The sequence below is a fragment of the Rickettsia massiliae MTU5 genome, from assembly GCF_000016625.1.
Taxonomy (GTDB): domain Bacteria; phylum Pseudomonadota; class Alphaproteobacteria; order Rickettsiales; family Rickettsiaceae; genus Rickettsia; species Rickettsia rickettsii.
Genome location: NC_009900.1, coordinates 105,352 through 127,077 on the forward strand (window position 1 = coordinate 105,352; position 21,726 = coordinate 127,077).

Below are 21,726 nucleotides of genomic sequence, written 5' to 3' on the forward strand. Positions count from 1 at the left end.
ATGCTAAAAGTCAAGACATTTAAGTAAAATTATAGAAATTATTGGAGCATATTAATGAATGATGCATTAAAAACATATTTAACCGGTATAGGTTGGTTTTTACTTAGTTTAGTAAGTAGTAGTGCCAATGATGTAATGTCTAAATATCTTGGGACTCGTTTACATAGCTTTGAAGTAGCTTTTTTCCGCTTCTTTTTCAGTAGCATAGTTTTACTACCTTTTGTTGTTTATTATGGTAAAAATACTTTAAAAACAAGTCGTCCTTTTGTACATATATTAAGAGGGTTATTATTATTTTTCGGTATGACTTCTTGGACTTACGGTCTTACCATAGCTCCCGTTACTACTGCAACAGTCGTAAGTTTTTCTATTCCTTTATTTACTTTAATACTTGCCGTATTTTTTCTGAACGAAAATATTATTTGGCCAAGATGGGTGGTTACCGTAGTAGGATTTATAGGACTTGTTGTTACGCTTAAACCGCATGCCGAGGATTTTAACCCAGAAATTTTGTATTTTGTATTAGCGGCTATTTCATTTGCTATGCTTGATATTATTAATAAAAAATTCGTAATAAAAGAATCGATGATTAGCATGCTATTTTATTCGGCAATAGTAACTGCTATAGTGTCGTTACCTGTAGCATCGCAGTATTGGCTAACTCCTAGTAGTTTTGAATTAGCTTTATTGTTTGTACTCGGTAGTAGCGGAAGCTTAATATTATTCTTCCTGCTTAAAGCTTTTTCCATGGTAGATGCAACCGCTACCGCTCCTTATAGATATTTAGAGCTGGTGATTTCGGCAATAGCGGCATATTTCATATTTAATGAATTTCCCGATAAAAGCACACTTCATGGAGCAGTAATAATAATTCCTACCACCTTATTTATAATATATTCCGAAAAAAAAGCTATGAATAGAAAACATGAATCGCAGTAAACTAGTATTTTCAAGCGGTATCGCTAACACTTTTGAATGGTATGATTATGTATTATTCGGTTATTTTGCACCCATAATAGGAACAAAATTTTTTCCAAATGAGGATGCTAATACTTCTTTACTGCAAGCTTTTTTAGTATTTGCTATAGGTTATTTGGCAAGACCGTTGGGTGGCATATTTTTTGGTGTTATCGGTGATAGATTTGGACGCAAAGTAGCCTTAACTAGTGCGTTATTTTGCATGTCTGTCCCAACCGTGTTAATAGGAATATTACCAACTTACCATACTATCGGTATAACTGCGACTATATTAATGATTTGTGTACGAATTCTACAAGGATTATCAATGGGAGGAGCTTTGACCGGCTCTATTTCCTTTGTTATTGAGCATACTAGCCATAAACACCAAGGCTTCACCGGTAGTATTTCAATGTCTAGTATATGCTCCGGTTTATTGCTTGGTTCTTTTGTTTCTTATATCGTTAAGAATATCCTAACAGCTTCACAATTTGATAGTTTTGGCTGGAGAATACCTTTTTTACTTGGTTTTTTTATTCTTTTTGCAGCATTTTATATTAAAAAAAATACACACGAAACACCGAATTTTAAAAATCTAAGAGAGCAGAAAAAGATTTTACAATCACCGTTAAAAAAAGTCATTACCAATTATTGGTTTGATATATTAATCTCGATTTTTATCAATGCTCCCGGTTCGATAATATTCTATCTAACTACAATTTACTTGGTATCGTTTTTAAAAATCAGCCGCAACTTTACTGAAAATGAGGTAAATAGCCTTGCTAGTGTGTCTTACGTGATTATGATAGCCGTAACTTTATTAAGCGGTTATCTATCCGATATTATAGGTCGCAGGAAAATTTTTGTAATTAATCTGATAATAATTATTGTAACAACGTCGTTTTTACTTAATAATTTTGAGAATGGGGCCTTCACAAGTGTAATTATCTCACAATTGATACTTGCTATACTTGCTGCTAGCTATATCGGTCCTGAACCGGCATTACAAGCAGAATTGTATCCTACAAATATACGTAACACTGCTCTCTCTATTTCATATAACACTGCTACAAGTATTTTTGGTGGTACTACGCCTCTTGTCTTTGAATATTTAGTACACAAAACAGGGCATGTAACCTCAGCAGTTTATTATGTCATATTAAGCTGTATTTTTGCATTGATTGCCTTATCTTTCTACAAAAATAGAAGTTTAGATAAAATATGAAAAAAATTACAAAACCTGCAAACCTAGTTGAATTTAATAACAAAATTGTAGTCTTTAAACCTAAGAGTTATTACTATGGCGATGCTTGTGAACATAAAATAACTGAAAAGGGATTAGTCTTTGCCAGTATCTCTGAGGATAACATCAATCATTCCAGAACTTTTAAAGAAGTAACTAGTGACGAAGCAATTTCAATAATAGATCTAGACTTATTCGGTACATGTCATAGAGTTACGAGTGTAACGGCTGACCTTCTACAACAAGAAGAAAACGGTTGTTTGGACATGAGGCTTGTTACTGCAGAAGAGATACCCAAATTACACAAGTTAGTACAAGATAATAAAATGATATTACCATGCCAAACCAAAGAAAAAACACTAAAGATTTTAAGTGATTATTTACAGAAAGAATGTGGGATGCATGCTAATGAAACTACAGTAGCATTTTATGATGGGGTACATATAAGTGGCGCGAATGAAGAGCTAGCATAAGAGCTTTTTTGTAAATAGTAAACGAATTTCCAAAATTTTTCTTGATTTAATAACAAATATGTGGCAAAAAGGGTTTGAAATAATCTTGCTACTATAGCTCAGGGGTAGAGCACTTCATTGGTAATGAAGAGGTCGGGGGTTCAATTCCCCCTAGTAGCACCACCACACATCCTAAGCTTTGTGAGTTTTTAACCTTTCTTGAAGAACTCATATGCTGATTTTAGTCTAGTGTCTGTCAGATACTATTATAGTATTATGTTTATTTTATAAAGCTAAGTTGCAAATAATATAAAACTAATGTATGATTTACATTTAAAATACGATAACGATTATTTTATTATATGATAGACATTCTTCTCTTTGTACATATTACTATTGCAATATTGCTAATTATAGTTATTCTGATGCAGCGTAGCGGATCGGATGGAATTAGTAGTATAAGCGGCGGTAATAATATGGGAGTAGTCAGTGCTAAAACAGTCGGTAATTTTCTTACTAAAAGCACTATAATACTTACAACATTATTTTTAATAAATGCAATAGTACTTGCTAACCTTTCCTCAAAAAAGAAATCTGATTTAGTTTCTAAGATTAATGAAATTGAAGAAAATCAAGCAGAAAATAGTTTACCTATAGCTAAGTAGTTACAGCTTTATCTTAGTAATATCTCTCATACTTTTCATTGTCTACCTTTGTTGGTATTGTCGCGTGGGTCGGTAAAATCCACTGTGTCACCCCGTGGTCAAGCCACGGGGTGACAGATAAAAGTACTGGATTCCTGCTTTTGCGGGAGTGACATAACAGGAGTCATGTAACAACACCTATAGATCAATGGCATGACATTAGAGAATTTAGTATAGTTTTCAGAACTCCCAATATATATTATTAGAGTACAGTAATATTTTTGCACCTAAAATAATTTTAGAAATGTCTATAGAATTTAATATAAAAGAAAAAATTTATATCATTTTATGTACGTTTTTTACAGTCCTTATTATAAGTAGGAAACTTAATATATTAAAAATTTGTTTACCTTAATATTTTTAATTTTTATATTCTTGAATTATCTATAGGAGCAATTTTTTACCCGTTAACTTTTTTATTAACGGATTTAATAGCTGAGTTTTACGGTAAAGAAAGAGCCAATTTTTGTGTAAAGCTTGCTATTATTTTTAATATAATAGTAATTTTAATAATAAGTCTCATGGATAAATTGGAAGCTACTAATTGGTCTAATGTTGACAACATAACTTTTCATAAAGTCTTTGGTTCAATACCATATATCTTTTTTAGCATCAACTTTTGCCTGTTATATAGCTCAACTTGTTGATATTAATATCTATTTATGGATAAGAAATAATTTTAGTACGGCAATTTCTTTATTTATCGATACTTTTATTGTAATTGGGATTATGAGTTTATTTAATATTTTTCCTTTGGACCAATTAGGTCATCTTGTACTTAATAGCTATTCATTTAAACTATTTTTTACTATATTAGTACTCCAGTATTCTATAATGCAGGAGTTTGGTTAATAAGCTTATGCATTAAGAAAGGATAAGCTCTTAGGAAAAGCTTATCCTGATTTAAATTTTCTATTGGTGATTTACAAATTGACTTTTAGTTTAATAAGTCCTTGATGGCTTTGATACTTTTTATGCGTATAATAATTATACTCAAGTAAAACATTTATATTTTTTCTACTCATAAGTATATTACTACCGATATTATATCCAAGCTTAGGTTGTTTTGGTATAATAATTTTTTCTTGTAATGTTTGTCCTTTAAAAGTCGCTTTTGCATTAACTTTTGTATTTTTATTATTGAAGTGATGCTCAATATTACCATACAAACTTGGTGTTAATACTATATTGTTTGTGGTCACTATAGGCTTAAACACTATTTTACCGCCAAGGCTACTTTCAAATGATTGATTTGATTTCTTTTGAATCATGAGATTTTCTATATCTACATTATACTCTTTATAGTTGCTAGCTCTTGAATAATCATATTTAAAACCGATATTAGGAATAAAATATAAATCGTATTTTGTACGATATTTATAATTCAATAAAGTTTGAAAACTTAAATTATTGTTTTGATATTTTCCAATTATATTATTAATGCTTTTAGATCTATTCTTAATATAATTATGACCGTAAGATGTTATAGCCTGCAATGAGAAACCTTTAATTAGTTCTTTTAGACCGTAAATGCTTAAAAGATGACCGTTAACTGTTGTTTTCCCTAGTTTTTTATTATATTTAATTAGGGATTCCAAACGGCTATAAGCTATTCCTATAACATCATGACTATTGATGAATTCAGCATCAGTCCCGATAGTTATGCCGGTTGTACGACTTTGATATTTTGGAATGTTCTTCCAAGTTTCTTGTGTGTTGATGCCGTATAAGCCGCTAATCCATACCCCTCTGTTTATACTAGCTTCTTCATCACCGGCCCCTATTGCAGCAACCTTTAATCTATCACTTAAAATATTATAGTGAACAGGTTTGTGAAGAGTTGAAGTCGCCTTAACTAATATTGCTACTTTCCTACTAGTGTCATCAGATACCTGTTGTCTCTGTGTCGCCTCATCTTGTTCTGTAATTGCTTCAGTTTTGAATGACACATCGAGAGCTTCATCTTCGCTTTCTAAAACTATATCTTTTTTTAATTCTTCGTCAGTGGTGCTATTGCTTTCTTCTAATTCTTCTTCATCAGTTTCATACCCTTTATCGTTTTCATCACTAGATCTTAATGCTAGAAGTGATTTTTTGTCATCTGATGATTTATCATTTTTGCTATCGTTAGAACACAATAATCTCGGTGATAAAACGGTTTTGGAATCAGATTGCTCTGACTTTTTATTGTTATCTTCAGGTTGTGTATCATCCTTTGTTGAGGATTCGTCATTTGTGGCTTCGTTTTTTTGTTGGAATAATCGTAATGTTTTCAGATCTAAACGTCCTATTTTCTTTTCATTGTTACTATTTTCTGATTGAATATCACTACCATATTTTTGTTCTAGTGCAGTAGACTCTGCTAGTAATTGTGTAACAAATAGAAACAATTCTTTATCTTTTGCTAATTCCAAAAGTTGAGAAGTATAAATATTACGTACTTCTTGTCCTATTTCAGTTCTAGGACCTATAAAATCAGAGTCAGCGGAAGTAAACGCCTCTTTTACCGCTTCTTCTGGATATTTTGTCAATTGCTGTGTATAAATATTATGTATTTTTTGTTCTATTTCAGTTCTAGGATCTATAAAATCAGAGTCAGCGGAAGTAAACACCTCCGTTAATTTTTTGCTAAGTATAATATCATCTTTAACATATTTAATAAATTCTTTATCTTTTGCTAATTCCAAAAGTTTAGAAGTATAAATATTATGTACTTCTTGCCCTATTTCAGTTCTAGGACCTATAAAGCTAGAGTGCATAGTGTCGACTGCTTCTTGGATTTTTGCAAAATACTTATTATTTTGATGAGCTTTAGGTAATTTTTTTGAATGCTCAAATGCTACTGATTCCGCTATAGCTTTTTTAAATAAATTGGCATCAGAGTATTTTGCTTTATGTCCTGCTGCTTTTTGTCCTGATAAAGCAAATTCTTTATATCTTACAGCTATATCAGAGCTAAAGTTATAAATTTTTGGAGTTGTTTTAAAAGTAGATGTATTTGCATTGGATTTAGTAATCCCTAATCTTGTTAGATAAGCTAATTCCAAATCTTGTGAATCAGGCGGCAGTGGCGGTGGCGGTGGTGGCATGTTTCCGGTATGGATGTGTTTTTTAGCTTTTTCTTGCGAGCACTCGTGAAGAGCTTTTAATATTATAGGCATATTTAATTTACTAGTAAGAATTCTTACTTGTTCATTGCTCATGCCTGTAAATGAAGGCAAAGCTAATCTTAATTGATCTAAATTATTATTACCTGTTAGTTTGATAGTAGTAGCGTTTAAAAACTCTTGTAATAATTCGGGTTCTTTTTCCTTTACTATAGCAATAAACTCATGTTGAGGTAAATTTGCTTTAATTAATTCTTCAAATTTTATTGTGCTTAAAATAGCTGTTCTTAAATCATCAAGTTTAGCCTGTGCTTGATCAGAATTAATTGTTTTTCTTAAGTGTGTATCTTCTGTTATTAAAAAAGTAGCTTGTTGTGCTATAGTTAATATGTGAGGGTTGTTAATTAACTCTTCGACTCTATTACCAAATATATCTTGATCGAAGTATTGTGCATTAGTATAGGCAAATTCTAATTGTTCAAACGGATTTTGTTTGCTCTGTAACTCTCTAATCAATTCTGATTTATTGAATTCAAGTTTAATAGGTCTCTTTAATTCTTCAGATATTTTACATGACGATAATAAAATACGTTTTACTGCATCATCAGTGTCTTCATTGAAAAGATTTTTAATTATCTCTTCGCTTGTTGTTGTTTTCTTACCATTTACGGTTATATCTTGTATATATGGGTCTTGAACAAGGGTGTTAAAAGCTTCTTTAGCTTTTTCTGCGATTTCAGGGGTTGAAATGCTAAATAAATTTATAAGAGTTTTCGCGTCAGCTCCTTGGTTGGCGTATGATTCTGTTAATATTTGACGTATAACATTTGTAAGATCAGCTTGTCTTTTTATAAGCTGATCTTGTAAATCATCAGCTTTTTTACCTCCTGTCTCAGTTCTATATGCTGCATATAATTTGGCATAAGCTGTCTCTGGCGTGCTTCTGTCTGTGCTGGTTGCACTAGCAGTTGTAGGTTGAAGTGGTACTTTCGGTTGAACAGTAGTATTGCGAGTAAACTGAATATATAATGAATGTATGTGAGGATATTCTGCTTGTAACTTATTTAAATCAAAATTGTTAGAGTTGCTACTAAAGTCTTGAGAATTTAAGGGAGGTGGTGGGGGTGGCATGCTTCCATTTAGTGGTAGAGGAGGCGGATTTGGAATACCCCCGTTTAGCGGTAGAGGTGGTGGATTCGGAATGCCGCTTTGTGTTTGTTCTAAATTATTTGCATTATTACCTACTGCTAACCCTAAAATTTTATTGGTTTCATTGCTGAGTATGTTACTATCAGATAATATTACTTTAATTGCTGAATTTAATGTTTGTTTATTTAATGCTTTGACTAGTTTAATCATATCGTCTTTAGTTAAACTATCTATTATTAGCCCTTTATTTTTTAGTTCTATATTTATTGCTTTTACTATTTCTGGTGTTAAAATATAGGTGCTTTTTACAATATACGGCTGCATTTTGTTTTTTAACTCTAATTGCAGAGCTAAAAAGTTTTCTACTGAACTCTTATCTTTACTTGCTGCTAGTTTGATAAGATCTAATCGTGCCTTTTCTTTAAATTGACTATTAGATATATTTCGTGTTGCATAGTCTTGAATTCTTTCAGTAAATTTAGTTTTTTCTTCAGAAGAACTATTTTCTAATAATTTTTTTAAAATAGGTCTATTTTTAACGTCAATATTGGTATTGAAATCTAATTGTCCCGTATCATTGCTAAATAATACCCTTTGAATAGTATCATCATTAAAATCACTTAAGATAGTCGTTACTGCTTCTTGTGTATAACTACTATCTACTTCAAGATTTAATGCTGCTATAGGATTTGTTTTAATAAGATTGTTAAATGCTTCAATATTTTCTTCTTGTTGTATTATTCTATTTATATTGTGTTGAGACTGCGTTAAATTACCCTTATTTTTTTTATGATTAAAGTGAGTTTTAAAAGTACTTATAGGATCAAAAAAATATGGTTGTTTCTCTTTTCTACCCGTGGAAATTCCTGAAGATGTCCTTGAAACCCCTGAAGATGTTTCTGTATTATGTGTACCTTGATTTGACATATACCAATTGTGTTTGCTTCCGCTCTTTTTTTGAGAGTGTCCGGCAGACTGTTTAGTAGTAGTATCATTGTTGTTTAGCAACTGGTTTGCGTCTATTCCGGCTCTTATTTGGTCTATATAAGAATTTGCTTTTATTTTCCCTATCTTAAATTCATTCATTAATTCGTCAGCGTTAGGGATAATATTATTATCTATATAGTACGATTTTTTACCAAGCATCATCTGAGTTGCTATTGATGCGATATAGTTTGTTGCCTCATCTTTATCAGCACCAAATTTCTTCTCTAGCTCTTTTTCTGTAGGAATACTATTATCAGCTATATATTGTGGCTTTTCTTTGTCCATAACTTTAAGTCTTATTGACTTAATATAGCCGTCTCTATTATCATCACGAGATATACCAAACCTATTTTTTAACTCTTTTTCTGTAGGAATATGGCTATCGGCTATATATTGTCCCTTTGCGTTTTCCATAATTTCAGTTCTTATTGAAGCAACAAAAGATTCTGCATCATCTTTATTCATGTTAAGAGCAGTCCTTACTTCTTTCATTTCAGGGATAATATCATTATCAACATAATGTTTGTATTTAATATCTCTGTTTATTGAGCTGATATATAGCTCGATTACCGCTTTTTTGTCTTTTGCTGCACGACGTACCTTTTGATCGTTTTCTACATTATTGTCTATTTTGCTAGGGTCATAACTTATTCCAAGATTTGTTGCTGCTTCTATATCTGTAGGAACTACACCTTGATTAATATATTCTTGTTTTTTTGTATCAAAATCCTGTTGTTTTACTCTTTCGATGTATAATAAAATTTTAGCTCTTGCGTGTCTTGCTTTATTTCTAGTATTATCTACAAAACTTGATAAATCTGTTTCCTTATACTTTATTCCTAGATCATCTTGTGCTTGAGTAAAACTAGGAACTAAATCTGCTTCTTGCCATTTTTTGATTTTTTCATTTGGAGTCAAATTTTTCCAAATGTTTTGTTGTTGTGTTGAATTGTACTTTTCCCATGTCGGGGTTTTACTAACTAAATCTTTAAAGTTTGCCGCTCTAGCACTTGTACTTAAAAAGCTACTAGTCAACAAACATATTGACATGAAAAAAGTTAAAACATATTTTTTTGAGTAGGAATTTTGTAAATTCATTCAAACCTCGATTAGTTATTATTTTTTTAATATAAACGAGGCGAGTTATATAATATTTGTTAACTTATGTAAACTATTAATTACTAATATTTGTTAACCAATGAATTGTTTAGCCAAAATATGTTTAATATATCACATGCTAATGTATACTCCGAATTTTAAACTTTTTTCAAAAGTAGTATTAACATACTACTTTTGAAAGAAATGTACTTCAGTTTTTGGTAAATAAAATATGCAAATTCAATTTCACTTATATAACACTCTGAGCCGTACTAAAGAGGTTTTTAATCCTCAAGATCAAGCTAACGTAAAAATGTATGTATGTGGACCAACTGTTTATGATAATCCTCATATAGGCAATGGTAGGTCGGGAGTAGTATATGATTTACTTTATCGTATAGTTATAAAAATATTCGGTGAGAAGACAGTAAAATATGTACGTAACATTACGAATGTTGACGATAAAATTATCGATAGAGCTGAACTACTTGGTGTTACTATTGATGAGTTGACTGATAAAGTTACGAAAGAGTTTCATAAAAATATGGCATATTTAGGTTGTATGCTACCTAGTATTGAGCCGAAAGCTACAAAGCATACTGATGTAATGATCGCAATAATAGAACGCTTAATAGCAAAAGAGCACGCATATGTTGTTGATAATCATGTTTATTTTGATGTTTTATCAGCTCCAAATTATACGGAATTATCTAACCGAAGTTTAGAAGAAATGTTTGAGGGAGTACATGTAGAAAATAGTAAAACCAAAAAAAATCCACAAGATTTTGTATTATGGAAACCGGCAAAGCAAAATGAATCGGCAAATATGAATTTTGAAAGCCCCTGGGGACTTGGTCGCCCTGGATGGCATATTGAATGTTCAGCCATGAGCTACAAATATTTAGGTGAGAATTTTGATATTCACGGCGGCGGAGCAGATTTAATCTTTCCGCATCATACCAATGAGATTGCTCAAAGTAGATGTGCTTTTCCAAGTTCTACCTATGCTAAATATTGGGTACATAATGGGTTTCTAACGGTTAACGGTGAGAAAATGAGTAAATCTCTTGGTAATTTTATTACCATAAGGGATTTAATGGATAAACAAATTCAAGGAGAAGTAGTAAGGTTATTTTTATTAAGTAGTCACTATAGGCGTCCTCTTGATTATAATGATAAAGCTATAGAAGATGCTAAGAAAACTTTAGATTATTGGTATAGAGCTATAGAAAATATTAATGTGCAGAAAATAGATTTACCTCATGATTTCATGCAAAGCTTACTTGATGATATGAATACGCCGCTTGCCGTTAAAATAATTAATGACTACGCTAAAGGTGTTTTTATTTCTAAAACTGAAGAAGAAAGGCAGCTTAACGCCTCTGCTATTATTACTTGTGCTAATTTTATTGGTTTAATGAATAAGACTCCACACGAGTGGTTTAATAGCGGTGTGGATGAACTCTATATAAATGAGTTTGTAAATAAGCGTTTGGAAGCAAAAAAACAAAAAAATTGGTTATTAGCCGATCAAATTCGTAACCAGTTATTAGAGGAAAAAATAATTCTAGAAGATCAACCTGACGGTACTACTATTTGGCGCAAAGAATAAAAGCTTGTAAATTACGCAATATGCGTATATAATTTATAGGCTTATAAGTCGTCATTGCGAGAAAATATATGTAATAATTGACGAAGCAATCTCAGGGTATTTGATGAGATTGCCACGTAGCCTACGGCTGCTCGCAATGACGATTATCCAAAACTTAAGCAAAAAATTCACACGTAAGATATATGTTAGTTCATTAGAATGAACATCTTACGGAGGTATAAACTAACAATGGAGAATTTAAAAATGTCAAAAATACCATCTGTTAACATTAAAGAATTATTAGATGCGGGCGTGCATTTCGGTCACAAGACCTCACGCTGGAATCCTAAAATGGCATCTTATATATATGGTGAACGTGATGATGTTCATATAATCGATTTAAGACAAAGTGTCGCTTTAATGAGTGTTGCTTTGAATGCAATATATGAAACCGTAAAGAAAGACGGTAAGATATTATTTGTAAGTACTAAAATACAGGCAAGCGATATTATAGCGGAATATGCCGAAAAATGCGGACAGTATTACGTAAATCATAGATGGCTTGGTGGTATGCTAACTAACTGGAAAACTATTGCGGGTTCAATAGAAAAGCTAAATAAGTTAGACAAAACCTTAGAAAACGAAGAAGCCCTTATGGGTTATACTAAGAAAGAGATACTCGATATGAGCCGTAAGAAAGATAAATTACTTCTATCTCTTGCCGGTATTAGAAATCTTAATTCTAAACCTGATCTTCTAGTAGTTATTGACACTAATAAAGAGCATATCGCAATTAATGAAGCGGTAAAGCTTAATGTTCCTATAGTTGCAGTAGTTGATACTAATTCTAATCCTGATAATGTAGATTATCCGATTCCGGGTAATGATGATTCTATAAGATCAATAAGACTTTATTGTAGTTTATTTGCAGATGCGGCATTACAAGGACTTGAAGAATCAATGAAAGCTTCAGGAGTTGATATGGGTGCTATGCAAGAGCATACAGATAAGGCGTTAACTTCTAAAAATGTTTCTAAATTAAAACAAGCTAAAAAATTCTCTAAAACGAAAAATATTGATGAAGAGACAAATACAGAATTTGAGCAAGCATTAAATGATGCCGATGAAAATAAAAATTCTGATAATGCATAAGTGTTGTTGCATGGATCGGCTTTCCCATTGTCATCCCGCGACTTGATCGCGGGATCCAGCTTAAAATACTAATATTAGTATTTTAAATTGTTTTTATGGACCCCAGGAACAAGCCACGGGGTGACACCGAGGTCGTTCTTCGAGCCACAACCCAAGCCAAATATAATAATTCAGGAGAAAGTAAGGTATGAGTGAAATAAATATAAGTGCTGCAGCGGTTAAAGAATTAAGAGAAAAAACCGGTGCAGGTATGATGGACTGCAAAAAAGCATTAATAGAAACCAGCGGTAATTTTGAAGAAGCTATTGATTTTCTTCGTAAGAAAGGTTTAGCTGTTGCTGCAAAGAAAGCCGGACGCATTGCTTCTGAAGGTTTAACGGCTGCAAAAGTTGATGGGCTTACCGGAGTGGTAATTGAAGTAAATTCCGAAACGGATTTTGTTGCTAGAAATGAGCAGTTTCAGGCTCTAGTTAAGGATATTGCAAATCTTGCAGTAATTGCAAAAACTATAGACACGCTAAAAACATTTAAAATGCAAAGCGGTAAATCAGTTGAAGAAGAAATTATAGAAAATATCGCTACAATCGGTGAAAATTTAACATTACGTCGTATGGATATATTAGAGATATCTGAAGGAGCAATCGGTTCGTACGTGCATAATGAAGTTGTACCGAATTTAGGAAAAATTTCCGTATTAGTAGGTCTTGCGTCTAACGCAAAAGATAAAGCAAAACTAGAAGCGTTAGCTAAACAAATTGCTGTTCATGTAGCAGGAAATAACCCGCAAAGTATAGATGATTCAGGCTTGGATCAAGCACTCGTAGAGCGTGAGAGAAAAGTATTTTTTGAGAAATCTAAAGAAGAAGGAAAGCCTGATAATATTATAGAAAAAATGGTAGAAGGTAGAATACGTAAATTCTTCTCGGAAGTTGTATTGCTTCAGCAAAATTTCTTATTTGAGCCTAAACTTACCGTTGCGGAAGTAATTAAAAATGCTGAAAAAGAACTCGGTGCAGCAATTAAAATCGCCAAATTTATTAGATACGAACTTGGTGAAGGTATAGAACACGGAGAAAAAAACTTTGCCGATGAAGTAGCTGCCATTACGCAAGGTTAATGGGCTTGTTTCATAGCTTCAATGTCATTTCCGCGTAGATACCAAATCGTCATTGCGAGCATGCGTTGTTGTGCAGACACAATTCCATCCTGTCATCCCGCGACTTGATCGCGGGATCCAGTAAAAATATAAAAACAACTAATACTAGTTATTTTTATGAATACCGTGGTCAAACCACGGTATGACACCGAATGCGTTTTTTTATCCACGCAACAATACCTTCCCGTGGTCAATTGAACTAGGTGACAGTAAAACACTCGTGAATGCTCACTCACACCTTTTCAAAGCAAACAAAGGCGAATTTAGGATAAGTGCTTATTCTAAACTCGTATTTATAATATCTCTCTAACTACAATCAACTATCTATTAATAAATAATTTTCGGTTTTTTACTTTATAATATTATAATAAAAGATTTATATTGACTTAATAATAGAAAATCTTACAATAATAATTATTATTAGTTTAAATGAAGAGCATTTTATGTCAAGGACAAAAGAGGAATATGCTGCACAAATTTATACTGCCGCAGAGCATCGTAGGAGAATTATAGTGATAATGATGCCGAATTGCTTGGGGTTATTATAGTATGTGCCGGTTATGCATGTTATAAAGCAATAGAAGGGGCAGTAAAAGTTACCGTAACAGGAAGTAAAATTATAGAAAACGCCTATAAGATAGGAAGTGGACAAATAGTAGTACTCGGTACTGATGCCCAAAGTAAAATAACTTATATAACAAAGCATCCTTCGTCTCGAGGTAATACAAGTACTCCCACTCAGTCGATGCCAACTAATCTTGTAGATCCTTTAGAGCAAACTCCCCCTAATACTCCTCTACCTCTAAAAGAGAAAAGACTAAAATATACGGAAAAAAACTGGTAGGTAGTGCAAAGATTGGAGCTAAAACCCTTTCAAACGCTTATAAAGTGATAACCTGTACAATAGAAGTCGTCAGTCCAGGAAGTGATTTTAACAGCAACGGTAAGGAAAAATTTATATTTTCTGAACCTACTAAGCATAAAGTTGTTCAAAAAGAATTTAAAACCGAAAACGGTTATAAGTGCAGTATTGCGTTGGAAGAGACAATTGAAGCTTCCTTAACATTAAGATTAAATAACAAGCGGATAGTTAAGATTAAAGAATTTAGAAGCATGATTGTCCCTGATACTACAGAAGATACGGGAGAAACTTTTGATATTTTGCTAATTTTAAAATATTCTGATGGGGCAAACATGCTTAAAGCAGATCCTGCTTTTTTAAAGATACATTACGGTAGAGACGGAAAATTAAATAAGTTATCGTTGCCAAACCCACCTATAATTTTTCATAACCAATGGTATCCGGCCTTAACCGTTTATAAAGGTGAATTATGTTCTTTGCCTATAAAAGTAGTGGGTATTTTATAGGTATTTGAATAAGAAAATACTAGAAAATAACGGAAGTATAGAAATCAGTCACGTAGATCCTGAATTTATTATAGAGCTTTTAGGAGAATAAGAGTTTTTAGTTAAATTCTATCAAAGAAACTTCGTAATTACTTTTAAATATTCATCTAGGACTGTTTGGTTGTCCTTAACAAATTTTAAAGCATTTCCGCGGTAAGCTTTAAGTTCTAGAGAATTATTAGACCTGAGTAGATATGTTAGTTTGGTTAGTAAATCTTCACCGTTTTTGATGTGGATAGCTGCTTCATTTTGCAGTACGCCTTTAGCGATAGCGGTGTTTTTGCTCATATCGGGACCGAATATAATACAATTAGAGAAATATGCCGCTTCTAAAATATTATGCCCGCCTTGTTTAAAAGAACCGCCGATAAAAGAAATTGTAGCTACAGAAAAAAATAGTCCCATTTCGCCGAACCTATCAACTATATAAAGATCATCGCTTAAAACAGGTAAATCATTTTGCGACTTAGCGGTAGCGGATAAATTATGTGACTTACAATTATCGATAATTGATTTAACTCGCTCAGGATGTCTTGGAATTAAGATAATATAGCAGTCTAAAAACTGCTCTTTTAGGTTTTTGATTATAGGCAAAATCACCTCTTCATCTTCGGGGTGAGTGCTGGCAAATAGCACGACTCGCCTATTGTCTAAATGTAAGCTTAATTTTGATAACTCTTCTTGATTGACCGGAAGTTTTTCGTTGGCAAATTTAATATTGCCTAAATTCACTGCATCTGATACGCCAAGTTCATTGAATTTTTGTAAGTCACGCTCGCTTTGCACGATAATTTTACTGAAATTTTTGAGAATAAGCTGAAAAAAGCTTTTTCTTTTTAGCCAAGCTTTAAACGATTTATCGGAAATACGAGCATTAACTAGTAGTAATTTACACTGCTTTGCTCCCTCATTAATAGTACACGGCCATAATTCCGATTCTATAAAAATGCCTAAGTCAGGTTGCCAATTTCTTAAAAATTTTCGAGTAAAAATAATATTATCTATCGGTAAAAATTGGTGAACTGCTATTTTAGGTAATTTGGCAGTTAATATTTTAGCGGAGCTGTTAGTCCAAGAAGTTACTAGAAAACGAACGTCAGGGTAGCGTTTACTTATATTATGTATTAATGTTAAAGCTGCCATAGACTCGCCAACGCTTGCTGCATGAATCCATATCAGCCTTCGTGCATAACTTGCTTCTAAAGGTAATTTATACGTCGATCCTAACCCTTCATCCTCACGTACTAGTGTGTAAGCTGTGGTTCGCAGTGAAGTGTCTCCTTTAAATTCCTCTTTATTAGCGGACGTTTGCACGAAGTCTAATGAATCGTCTTGTCTGTGTTTGCCAATAGCAAAACGCTCTTGAATGCGTCTTATATCTTCTTTACCTATTAATAAACGTATAAGAATTATGATAAAATAAATAGGTAATAATATAAAGCTTAAAGCATAATATAATAACATCGTTTCTTTAAACTCTCTGTTAAGCTTGCTAATTGTTTTTCAAGGCTTATATGGTTTTGTATTTTATCATTTGTGAGTTCTAAAGGCGAGCCAACTATGATTTTAATGGTACCAAACGGTAGGGGTATTATTAATTTATCCCAACTTTTTAATCTGAAACATCTAGAAGTGGAGCTGACTATAGGAATAAGTTTTGTGTTATATCTATAGGCTATTTCGGTAATGCCGCTATTTACTTTATATACCGGTCCTTTAGGACCGTCCGGCGTGACTATTATATTTGCACCTTGAGATAACTTACCTATAATATTACGTAAAGCTCCAATTGGATTTTTATTAGTAGAACCTACTATCACTCTGCAACCGAATTTTCCTACTAGATCGTTTAAAATTTTTCCGTCTAAATGCGGTGATATTAAAGCATAGATATTTCTATGTCCTATAAACATAGCCGGACTTAAGGCAAGCATATTATGCCAAAATGCAAAGATTACCCCTTGTTCGTTTAGGAATTTTTCCTTATTGCCGTTATCGTAAAATATAAATTTCTGCTTTGAAGTAAAGTAAACAAAACGCAAATACCAATATAGTAAAATAGTAATTATACTAAGTACGTATTTATTATTTTTTAAAAATTTTTTAAAAACTTTCCGCATTATTTTTTTGTTGGTTTAGGTGGCTTTTTAACTTTTCCGTCATTGCGAGGAAATTACGAAGTAAGTGACGAAGCAATCTCAGGATATTTGACGAGATTGTCACGCAGCCTATGGCTGCTCGCAATGACGATTTGGTATCCATGCAAAGCCTTAAGAAGGAGTGACATCGATTGTTCTCTCAATTCTAATACAAGCTTCTTCTAGCTCTTTCATAGAAGTAGCATAAGAGATTCTAAAATATCCCTCTAAGCCGAAAGCGATACCGGGTACTACGGCAACTTTTGCTTCTTCAAGTAAATATTCGGCAAAATCATTACTATTTGCAATAATTTTTCCTGATTTAGTTTTATGCCCAAATATTTTATCGCATTTAACAAATAAGTAAAACGCCCCTTCCGGCTTATAGCACTCAAAATATTTTACTCTTTTCAAAATTGATAAAGCAAGATCACGCTTTTTTTGACAATTTAAAGCATTAGGCTTTATATAATCTTGAGGACCGTTTAATGCTTCAATAGCAGCCATTTGACTTATTGAACAAGGGTTTGAAGTACTTTGCGACTGAATAATAGTCATTGCTTTAATCAAAGCTTTAGAACCTGCACCGTAGCCTATACGCCAACCCGTCATAGAATAAGCTTTAGATATTCCGTTTACGGTAAATATTCTCTTTTTTAAATCAGGTGCTATTTGGGCTAATGTATAAAATTTAAAATCATCAAAAGTAATATGCTCGTAAATATCATCGGACATTACGTTTACATGTGAATATTTTCTTAAAACTTTAGCAATATTTTCTAGTTCTTCAAAATTATAGCTTGCACCTGTTGGATTACTAGGTGAGTTAATAATAAGCCACTTAGTTTTATCCGTAATTGAACGTTCTAAAGCTTCTGCACTTAATTTAAAGTTATTTTCAATTCCGCAATTTACAAAAACAGGTGTTCCTGTGCTAAGTGCAACCATATCAGGATATGAAACCCAATAGGGTGCTGGAATAATTACCTCATCCCCTTGGTCTAAAGATGCCATAAACAAATTATATATCACTTGCTTACCGCCGGTGCTTACTATTATTTCATCAAGTTCGTAATCTATATTATTTTCACGTTTGAATTTGTCTTTTATTGCTTGCTTTAAAAGAGGCATACCCTCAACGTTAGTATATTTAGTAAAGCCGTCTTTAATCGCTTTAATCGCCGCTTCCTTAATATTGTCAGGCGTATCAAAATCAGGCTCACCGGCACCGAGTGTGATAATATCAACTCCCGCTTTTTTAAGTTCAAGAGTTTTTTTAACGACTGCAAGGGTCGGCGACGGTTTTATAGAACTTAGCCTCGTAGAAATAATTGACATAATTTGAGTCCGTATTAAATGAAAACTATAGTAAAATCGGTAATTTCAAGAAATAAATATTAATTTTTATAATGAAATCTACAATTATATATTATAATTTGTTTAGTATTGACAGAATATATTAGTCTATGTTCGTGGTTAATTCTACGTGACCATAAATCTGATAATATATCTTTTAAAGATTCGGGCTTACCTATACCTGTAAACGGTACTTCTTGGATATTTTTTATTAGAAGTTTAATACGTTCATATTTTTTAATATCGTATTTTTTCCAATACGCTAAATCCTCCGCTGCTTCTAGTGTCCACTCAATCTCAATCATCTAAATTAACTTTAGCAAACTCTCCTCTTTTTGCTTGTTCGATAGATTTTTTTATTCGATTCGCATTAGCCGGATTAGATAATAAATATAATGTTTCTTTTGTAGATTCATATTCTTCTTCGGTTAAAAGAATAATATTCTTATGATTCTTTCTTTTAATAAGATAAGGGACATGATCGTTTTCTACGGTATTTAGTACAGAGCTTAAGTTTTTTCTAAATGAAGTGCCGCTAATTGAGTGCATGAGCTACCTACTGATGTACATATAACATGTACATCCTAGCTTCAATTCCATTAATTTACAAGTAAAATTATTATTTTATTTAAAAATTTATCAAGATATGCTTTATTATATAGTAAGTAATATTAATTTAGTAATTAAACTATGCTCGGTAAAATAAAAGACAAAATCAAACATTATTGCTTAACTATAATAAATATACCGAATTTTATTAAGAATAAAATTTTAGAATTTAAAAATTATATAAGTGATTGTAAATATAAATTCTCTCATTTAGCCGAAACTAATTATCAACTTGGACTCGATCATTTATATAGAGGTAATTTAAATGATGCATTACTTAGGTTTAAACTAGTCGATAAATTTTTTAATCCTAATGATTCTAAAGTATATTATCAACTCGGATGGGTTTATTTTTTAAAAAATAATTACAGGCAAGCTATAGAATATTTAGAAAAATCTAATGAAAAATATAAACCTATATTTATAAATTTTTTGAAAAATTATAAGGATATTACTGAAATACCTCAAGAAATTTGTGGAAAATATCGTGATTTAACTGCACAATATTATCCTACTATTTTTAATAACGATAAAAATATCCATCTTCCGTATAGGTTTGTTAATGAAGCACTTAAGCAGATATCTGATTTACCGGATAATTACTCTATTTTGGAACTTGGAAGTAATATAGGGCTTGTAGGTTATGAAATACAAAAACGTTTTCCGGAAAGTTTTACTTTAACCGGTGTAGAAGTTTCTGCTTTAATGAATGAGTTACAAGAAACATATTACCCGAACACTAAAATTTACGATCAAATATATAATATTGCTATCGATGAATTTTTAAAACAAAACTCTAATAAATTTGATATTATTTTTAGTTTTTGCGGATTATCGTTTACTAACAATTTAATAGAATATTTTAATTTAATATACTCATCTCTTAATAAACAAGGGTATTTTGCCCTTTATTTACCGAATGCGACGAAGACACAATTTTCAGTAACACGCAAAGAATTCATTTTTAACTTGAATGAAATAAATAATTTTTTACAAAAAAATAATTTTACTATATTAACTTCGGAAGAAATAATACTAGCGGAAAACAATAAATATAGTATTATTGTTTGTAAGAAAACAGCATAAATCAATGAAAATATTAATTATATTATCCATTATTTTATGTTCATTATCGATAAGAGCTGATCTTGAATATGTTGATAATGACATATATAACTATAATGGTGGAAGAAATAAAAACGGTTGCTTGGAGGTTTATGATCCATACGAAAAATTTAACCGTAAAGTGTTTGTATTTAATTCTGTGTTAGATTATATAATATTGCGTCCTTTAGCGATAGGTTATAAGAACATCACGAATGATTACGTAAAAGCGCGCGTTAATAGTTTCGTCAGTAATGTCGATACACTGCTTACGGCGGTAAATTACGGGCTTCAGTTAAATTACGATAAAACTATGAAAAGCGTTTGGCGGTTTCTCATTAACACGACGCTTGGCATAGGCGGTTTATTTGACGTGGCAGGTAAAGTAGGTTTGCCGTCTAATCGTCAAACTTTCGGTAGTACCCTCGCACATTATGGAGTTGCCCCAGGTCCTTATTTAGTATTGCCGATAATCGGCAGTACTAACGCAAGAGATATGACGGATTTGGTAATTACTAATTATGCTCTTAATCCATTAATGTACTACACTCATAATGATTTTGACTTAGGAGTACTAGCAGTTAGTACAATAAACGATCGATATGTTGTATTACCGTTTAGTGATTATGTGATGAAGAATTCTACCGATCCTTATGTGGCTATTAGATCAGCATTACATCGTGCTCGTGAAGCATCGGTTCAATATCCTGAAAATTTTAAATGTCCTAAACCTAAGAATTAATGAAATTAAAGAGGATTATATGCAAAAAATTATTACAGGTTTATTTTTATTAGTTATGACGTTTTCCGCTTATTCTAATGAAAAAGTGCCTGCCGGTTTGAACAGTTATGTTACTAATTTAGTAAATGAAGCTTCTAGTATATTAAACGATAGTAAGTTATCTGAGCGAGTAAAAATTGCTCAAGCACGTGAGTTAATTTCTCAGAACCTAGATTTTGATTGGATGGCTAAATATACATTAGGCAGAAATGGGATAAAAACTTTATCAGGTGGGCAGGTTCAGGAATTCATCAAAGTTTACTCTAAATATGTTACTAAATCTTATACTGATTTAATAAAAGATTATAAAGGCGAACAGCCTAAAATAGTAGGAGTTCGTCCTTTAAGCTCGACCGATTTTATGGTTGCTATGAATATCATTAGTAATAAAGAGCAAGACCCTATTAAAGTAGAATATCTTGTACGTGAAATGAAAGGAAACGGAAAAGACGTTTTTAAAGTTTCTGATATAATTACGGAAGGTGTAAGTCTTATTGGAGCTCAACAAGACGAGTTTACCGATACTTTAAAAAATCAAGGCTTTGAAGCACTAATACAAAAATTAGACAGTCGTTCTTAAGCTTATTTCACTGTCATCTTAAATCGTCATTGCGAGGAAATTGCATAGCAATTGACGAAGCAATCTCAGGAGTTTGTTATTATTGCATGAGATTGCCACGCAGTCTACGACTGCTCGCAATGACGATTAGATATCCACGCAACAAAGCCCGCTCG

18 protein-coding genes, 1 tRNA gene and 1 pseudogene are annotated in these 21,726 nt (G+C 32.1%); 14 read left to right on the forward strand and 6 right to left on the reverse strand.

Translation table 11 applies throughout. The features are described 5' to 3' along the window. Nucleotides 1–54 precede the first annotated feature (54 nt). The 6 genes and pseudogenes from RMA_RS00620 (at nucleotide 55) to RMA_RS00650 (ending at nucleotide 4,234) form a co-directional block, all read left to right on the forward strand. Nucleotides 55–939, forward strand: coding sequence for a DMT family transporter (locus tag RMA_RS00620; RefSeq protein WP_017443411.1), 885 nt, complete (start codon nucleotides 55–57; stop codon nucleotides 937–939). Then, on the forward strand, nucleotides 926–2,182 hold the full coding sequence (locus RMA_RS00625; protein WP_041404477.1) for an MFS transporter: 1,257 nt from the start codon (nucleotides 926–928) through the stop codon (nucleotides 2,180–2,182). The genes RMA_RS00620 and RMA_RS00625 overlap by 14 nt, the downstream gene beginning before the upstream one ends. Before the next feature lie 278 nt (nucleotides 2,183–2,460). Then, on the forward strand, nucleotides 2,461–2,673 hold the full coding sequence (locus tag RMA_RS11865) for a hypothetical protein (protein WP_041404934.1): 213 nt from the start codon (nucleotides 2,461–2,463) through the stop codon (nucleotides 2,671–2,673). 87 nt (nucleotides 2,674–2,760) lie between these two features. Then, nucleotides 2,761–2,835, forward strand: a tRNA-Thr gene (locus RMA_RS00640). Nucleotides 2,836–3,014: 179 nt separating this feature from the next. Next, entirely contained in the window at nucleotides 3,015–3,317 is a 303-nt protein-coding gene (gene secG / locus RMA_RS00645; protein WP_004996773.1) for a preprotein translocase subunit SecG, read from the forward strand. Nucleotides 3,318–3,600: 283 nt separating this feature from the next. Beyond that, nucleotides 3,601–4,234: pseudogene (locus tag RMA_RS00650) on the forward strand (queuosine precursor transporter). A gap of 45 nt (nucleotides 4,235–4,279) precedes the next feature. Here RMA_RS00650 and RMA_RS00655 read toward each other — a convergent pair. Then, nucleotides 4,280–9,697, reverse strand: a complete 5,418-nt coding sequence (locus tag RMA_RS00655; RefSeq protein WP_012152403.1) for an autotransporter outer membrane beta-barrel domain-containing protein — start codon at nucleotides 9,695–9,697, stop codon at nucleotides 4,280–4,282. A gap of 232 nt (nucleotides 9,698–9,929) precedes the next feature. On the opposite strand from RMA_RS00655, the gene cysS reads away from it, so the two are divergent. The 5 genes from cysS to RMA_RS09735 all read left to right on the forward strand — a co-directional run bounded on the left by cysS (nucleotide 9,930) and on the right by RMA_RS09735 (nucleotide 14,964). Further along, the gene (gene cysS / locus RMA_RS00660) at nucleotides 9,930–11,309 is read left to right on the forward strand and encodes a cysteine--tRNA ligase (RefSeq protein WP_012152404.1); all 1,380 of its coding nucleotides are present in this window, start codon (nucleotides 9,930–9,932) and stop codon (nucleotides 11,307–11,309) included. A 243-nt stretch (nucleotides 11,310–11,552) separates the two neighbouring features. Next, on the forward strand, nucleotides 11,553–12,440 hold the full coding sequence (gene rpsB / locus RMA_RS00665; RefSeq protein WP_014365187.1) for a 30S ribosomal protein S2: 888 nt from the start codon (nucleotides 11,553–11,555) through the stop codon (nucleotides 12,438–12,440). Nucleotides 12,441–12,627: 187 nt separating this feature from the next. After that, the gene (gene tsf, locus RMA_RS00670; RefSeq protein WP_012152406.1) at nucleotides 12,628–13,557 is read left to right on the forward strand and encodes a translation elongation factor Ts; all 930 of its coding nucleotides are present in this window, start codon (nucleotides 12,628–12,630) and stop codon (nucleotides 13,555–13,557) included. Between the two features lie 568 nt (nucleotides 13,558–14,125). Beyond that, the gene (locus RMA_RS00675; protein ID WP_238375501.1) at nucleotides 14,126–14,440 is read left to right on the forward strand and encodes a hypothetical protein; all 315 of its coding nucleotides are present in this window, start codon (nucleotides 14,126–14,128) and stop codon (nucleotides 14,438–14,440) included. Between the two features lie 44 nt (nucleotides 14,441–14,484). After that, nucleotides 14,485–14,964 (forward strand): hypothetical protein, encoded by a 480-nt coding sequence (locus tag RMA_RS09735; protein WP_238375502.1) that lies wholly within the window; start codon nucleotides 14,485–14,487, stop codon nucleotides 14,962–14,964. Between the two features lie 111 nt (nucleotides 14,965–15,075). Here RMA_RS09735 and waaA read toward each other — a convergent pair whose 3' ends face one another. The 5 genes from waaA to RMA_RS00705 form a co-directional block, all read right to left on the reverse strand. Next, nucleotides 15,076–16,467, reverse strand: coding sequence for a lipid IV(A) 3-deoxy-D-manno-octulosonic acid transferase (waaA, locus tag RMA_RS00685; RefSeq protein WP_041404479.1), 1,392 nt, complete (start codon nucleotides 16,465–16,467; stop codon nucleotides 15,076–15,078). After that, nucleotides 16,446–17,123, reverse strand: a complete 678-nt coding sequence (locus RMA_RS00690) for a lysophospholipid acyltransferase family protein (RefSeq protein WP_041404480.1) — start codon at nucleotides 17,121–17,123, stop codon at nucleotides 16,446–16,448. Before RMA_RS00690 ends, waaA begins: the two co-directional genes overlap by 22 nt. A 150-nt stretch (nucleotides 17,124–17,273) precedes the next feature. Further along, nucleotides 17,274–18,479 carry a pyridoxal phosphate-dependent aminotransferase gene (locus tag RMA_RS00695; RefSeq protein ID WP_041404481.1) on the reverse strand — a complete coding sequence of 402 codons (1,206 nt, stop codon included), beginning with the start codon at nucleotides 18,477–18,479 and terminating at the stop codon, nucleotides 17,274–17,276. 59 nt (nucleotides 18,480–18,538) lie between these two features. Further along, nucleotides 18,539–18,802, reverse strand: coding sequence for a Txe/YoeB family addiction module toxin (locus RMA_RS00700; protein WP_012152410.1), 264 nt, complete (start codon nucleotides 18,800–18,802; stop codon nucleotides 18,539–18,541). Continuing rightward, nucleotides 18,795–19,046: a type II toxin-antitoxin system Phd/YefM family antitoxin gene (locus tag RMA_RS00705; protein WP_012152411.1), complete on the reverse strand. Its 252-nt coding sequence runs from the start codon at nucleotides 19,044–19,046 to the stop codon at nucleotides 18,795–18,797. The genes RMA_RS00700 and RMA_RS00705 overlap by 8 nt, the downstream gene beginning before the upstream one ends. A 141-nt stretch (nucleotides 19,047–19,187) precedes the next feature. On the opposite strand from RMA_RS00705, the gene RMA_RS00710 reads away from it, so the two are divergent. The 3 genes from RMA_RS00710 to RMA_RS00720 are packed head-to-tail and all read left to right on the forward strand — an operon-like array spanning nucleotide 19,188 to nucleotide 21,571. Beyond that, a complete protein-coding gene (locus tag RMA_RS00710; RefSeq protein ID WP_012152412.1) occupies nucleotides 19,188–20,192 on the forward strand; it encodes a methyltransferase domain-containing protein in 1,005 nt (334 codons plus the stop codon). Between the two features lie 4 nt (nucleotides 20,193–20,196). Continuing rightward, nucleotides 20,197–20,952, forward strand: a complete 756-nt coding sequence (locus RMA_RS00715) for a VacJ family lipoprotein (RefSeq protein WP_041404936.1) — start codon at nucleotides 20,197–20,199, stop codon at nucleotides 20,950–20,952. Nucleotides 20,953–20,971: 19 nt separating this feature from the next. Further along, nucleotides 20,972–21,571, forward strand: a complete 600-nt coding sequence (locus RMA_RS00720) for an ABC transporter substrate-binding protein (RefSeq protein WP_041404482.1) — start codon at nucleotides 20,972–20,974, stop codon at nucleotides 21,569–21,571. Nucleotides 21,572–21,726: the final 155 nt, after the last annotated feature.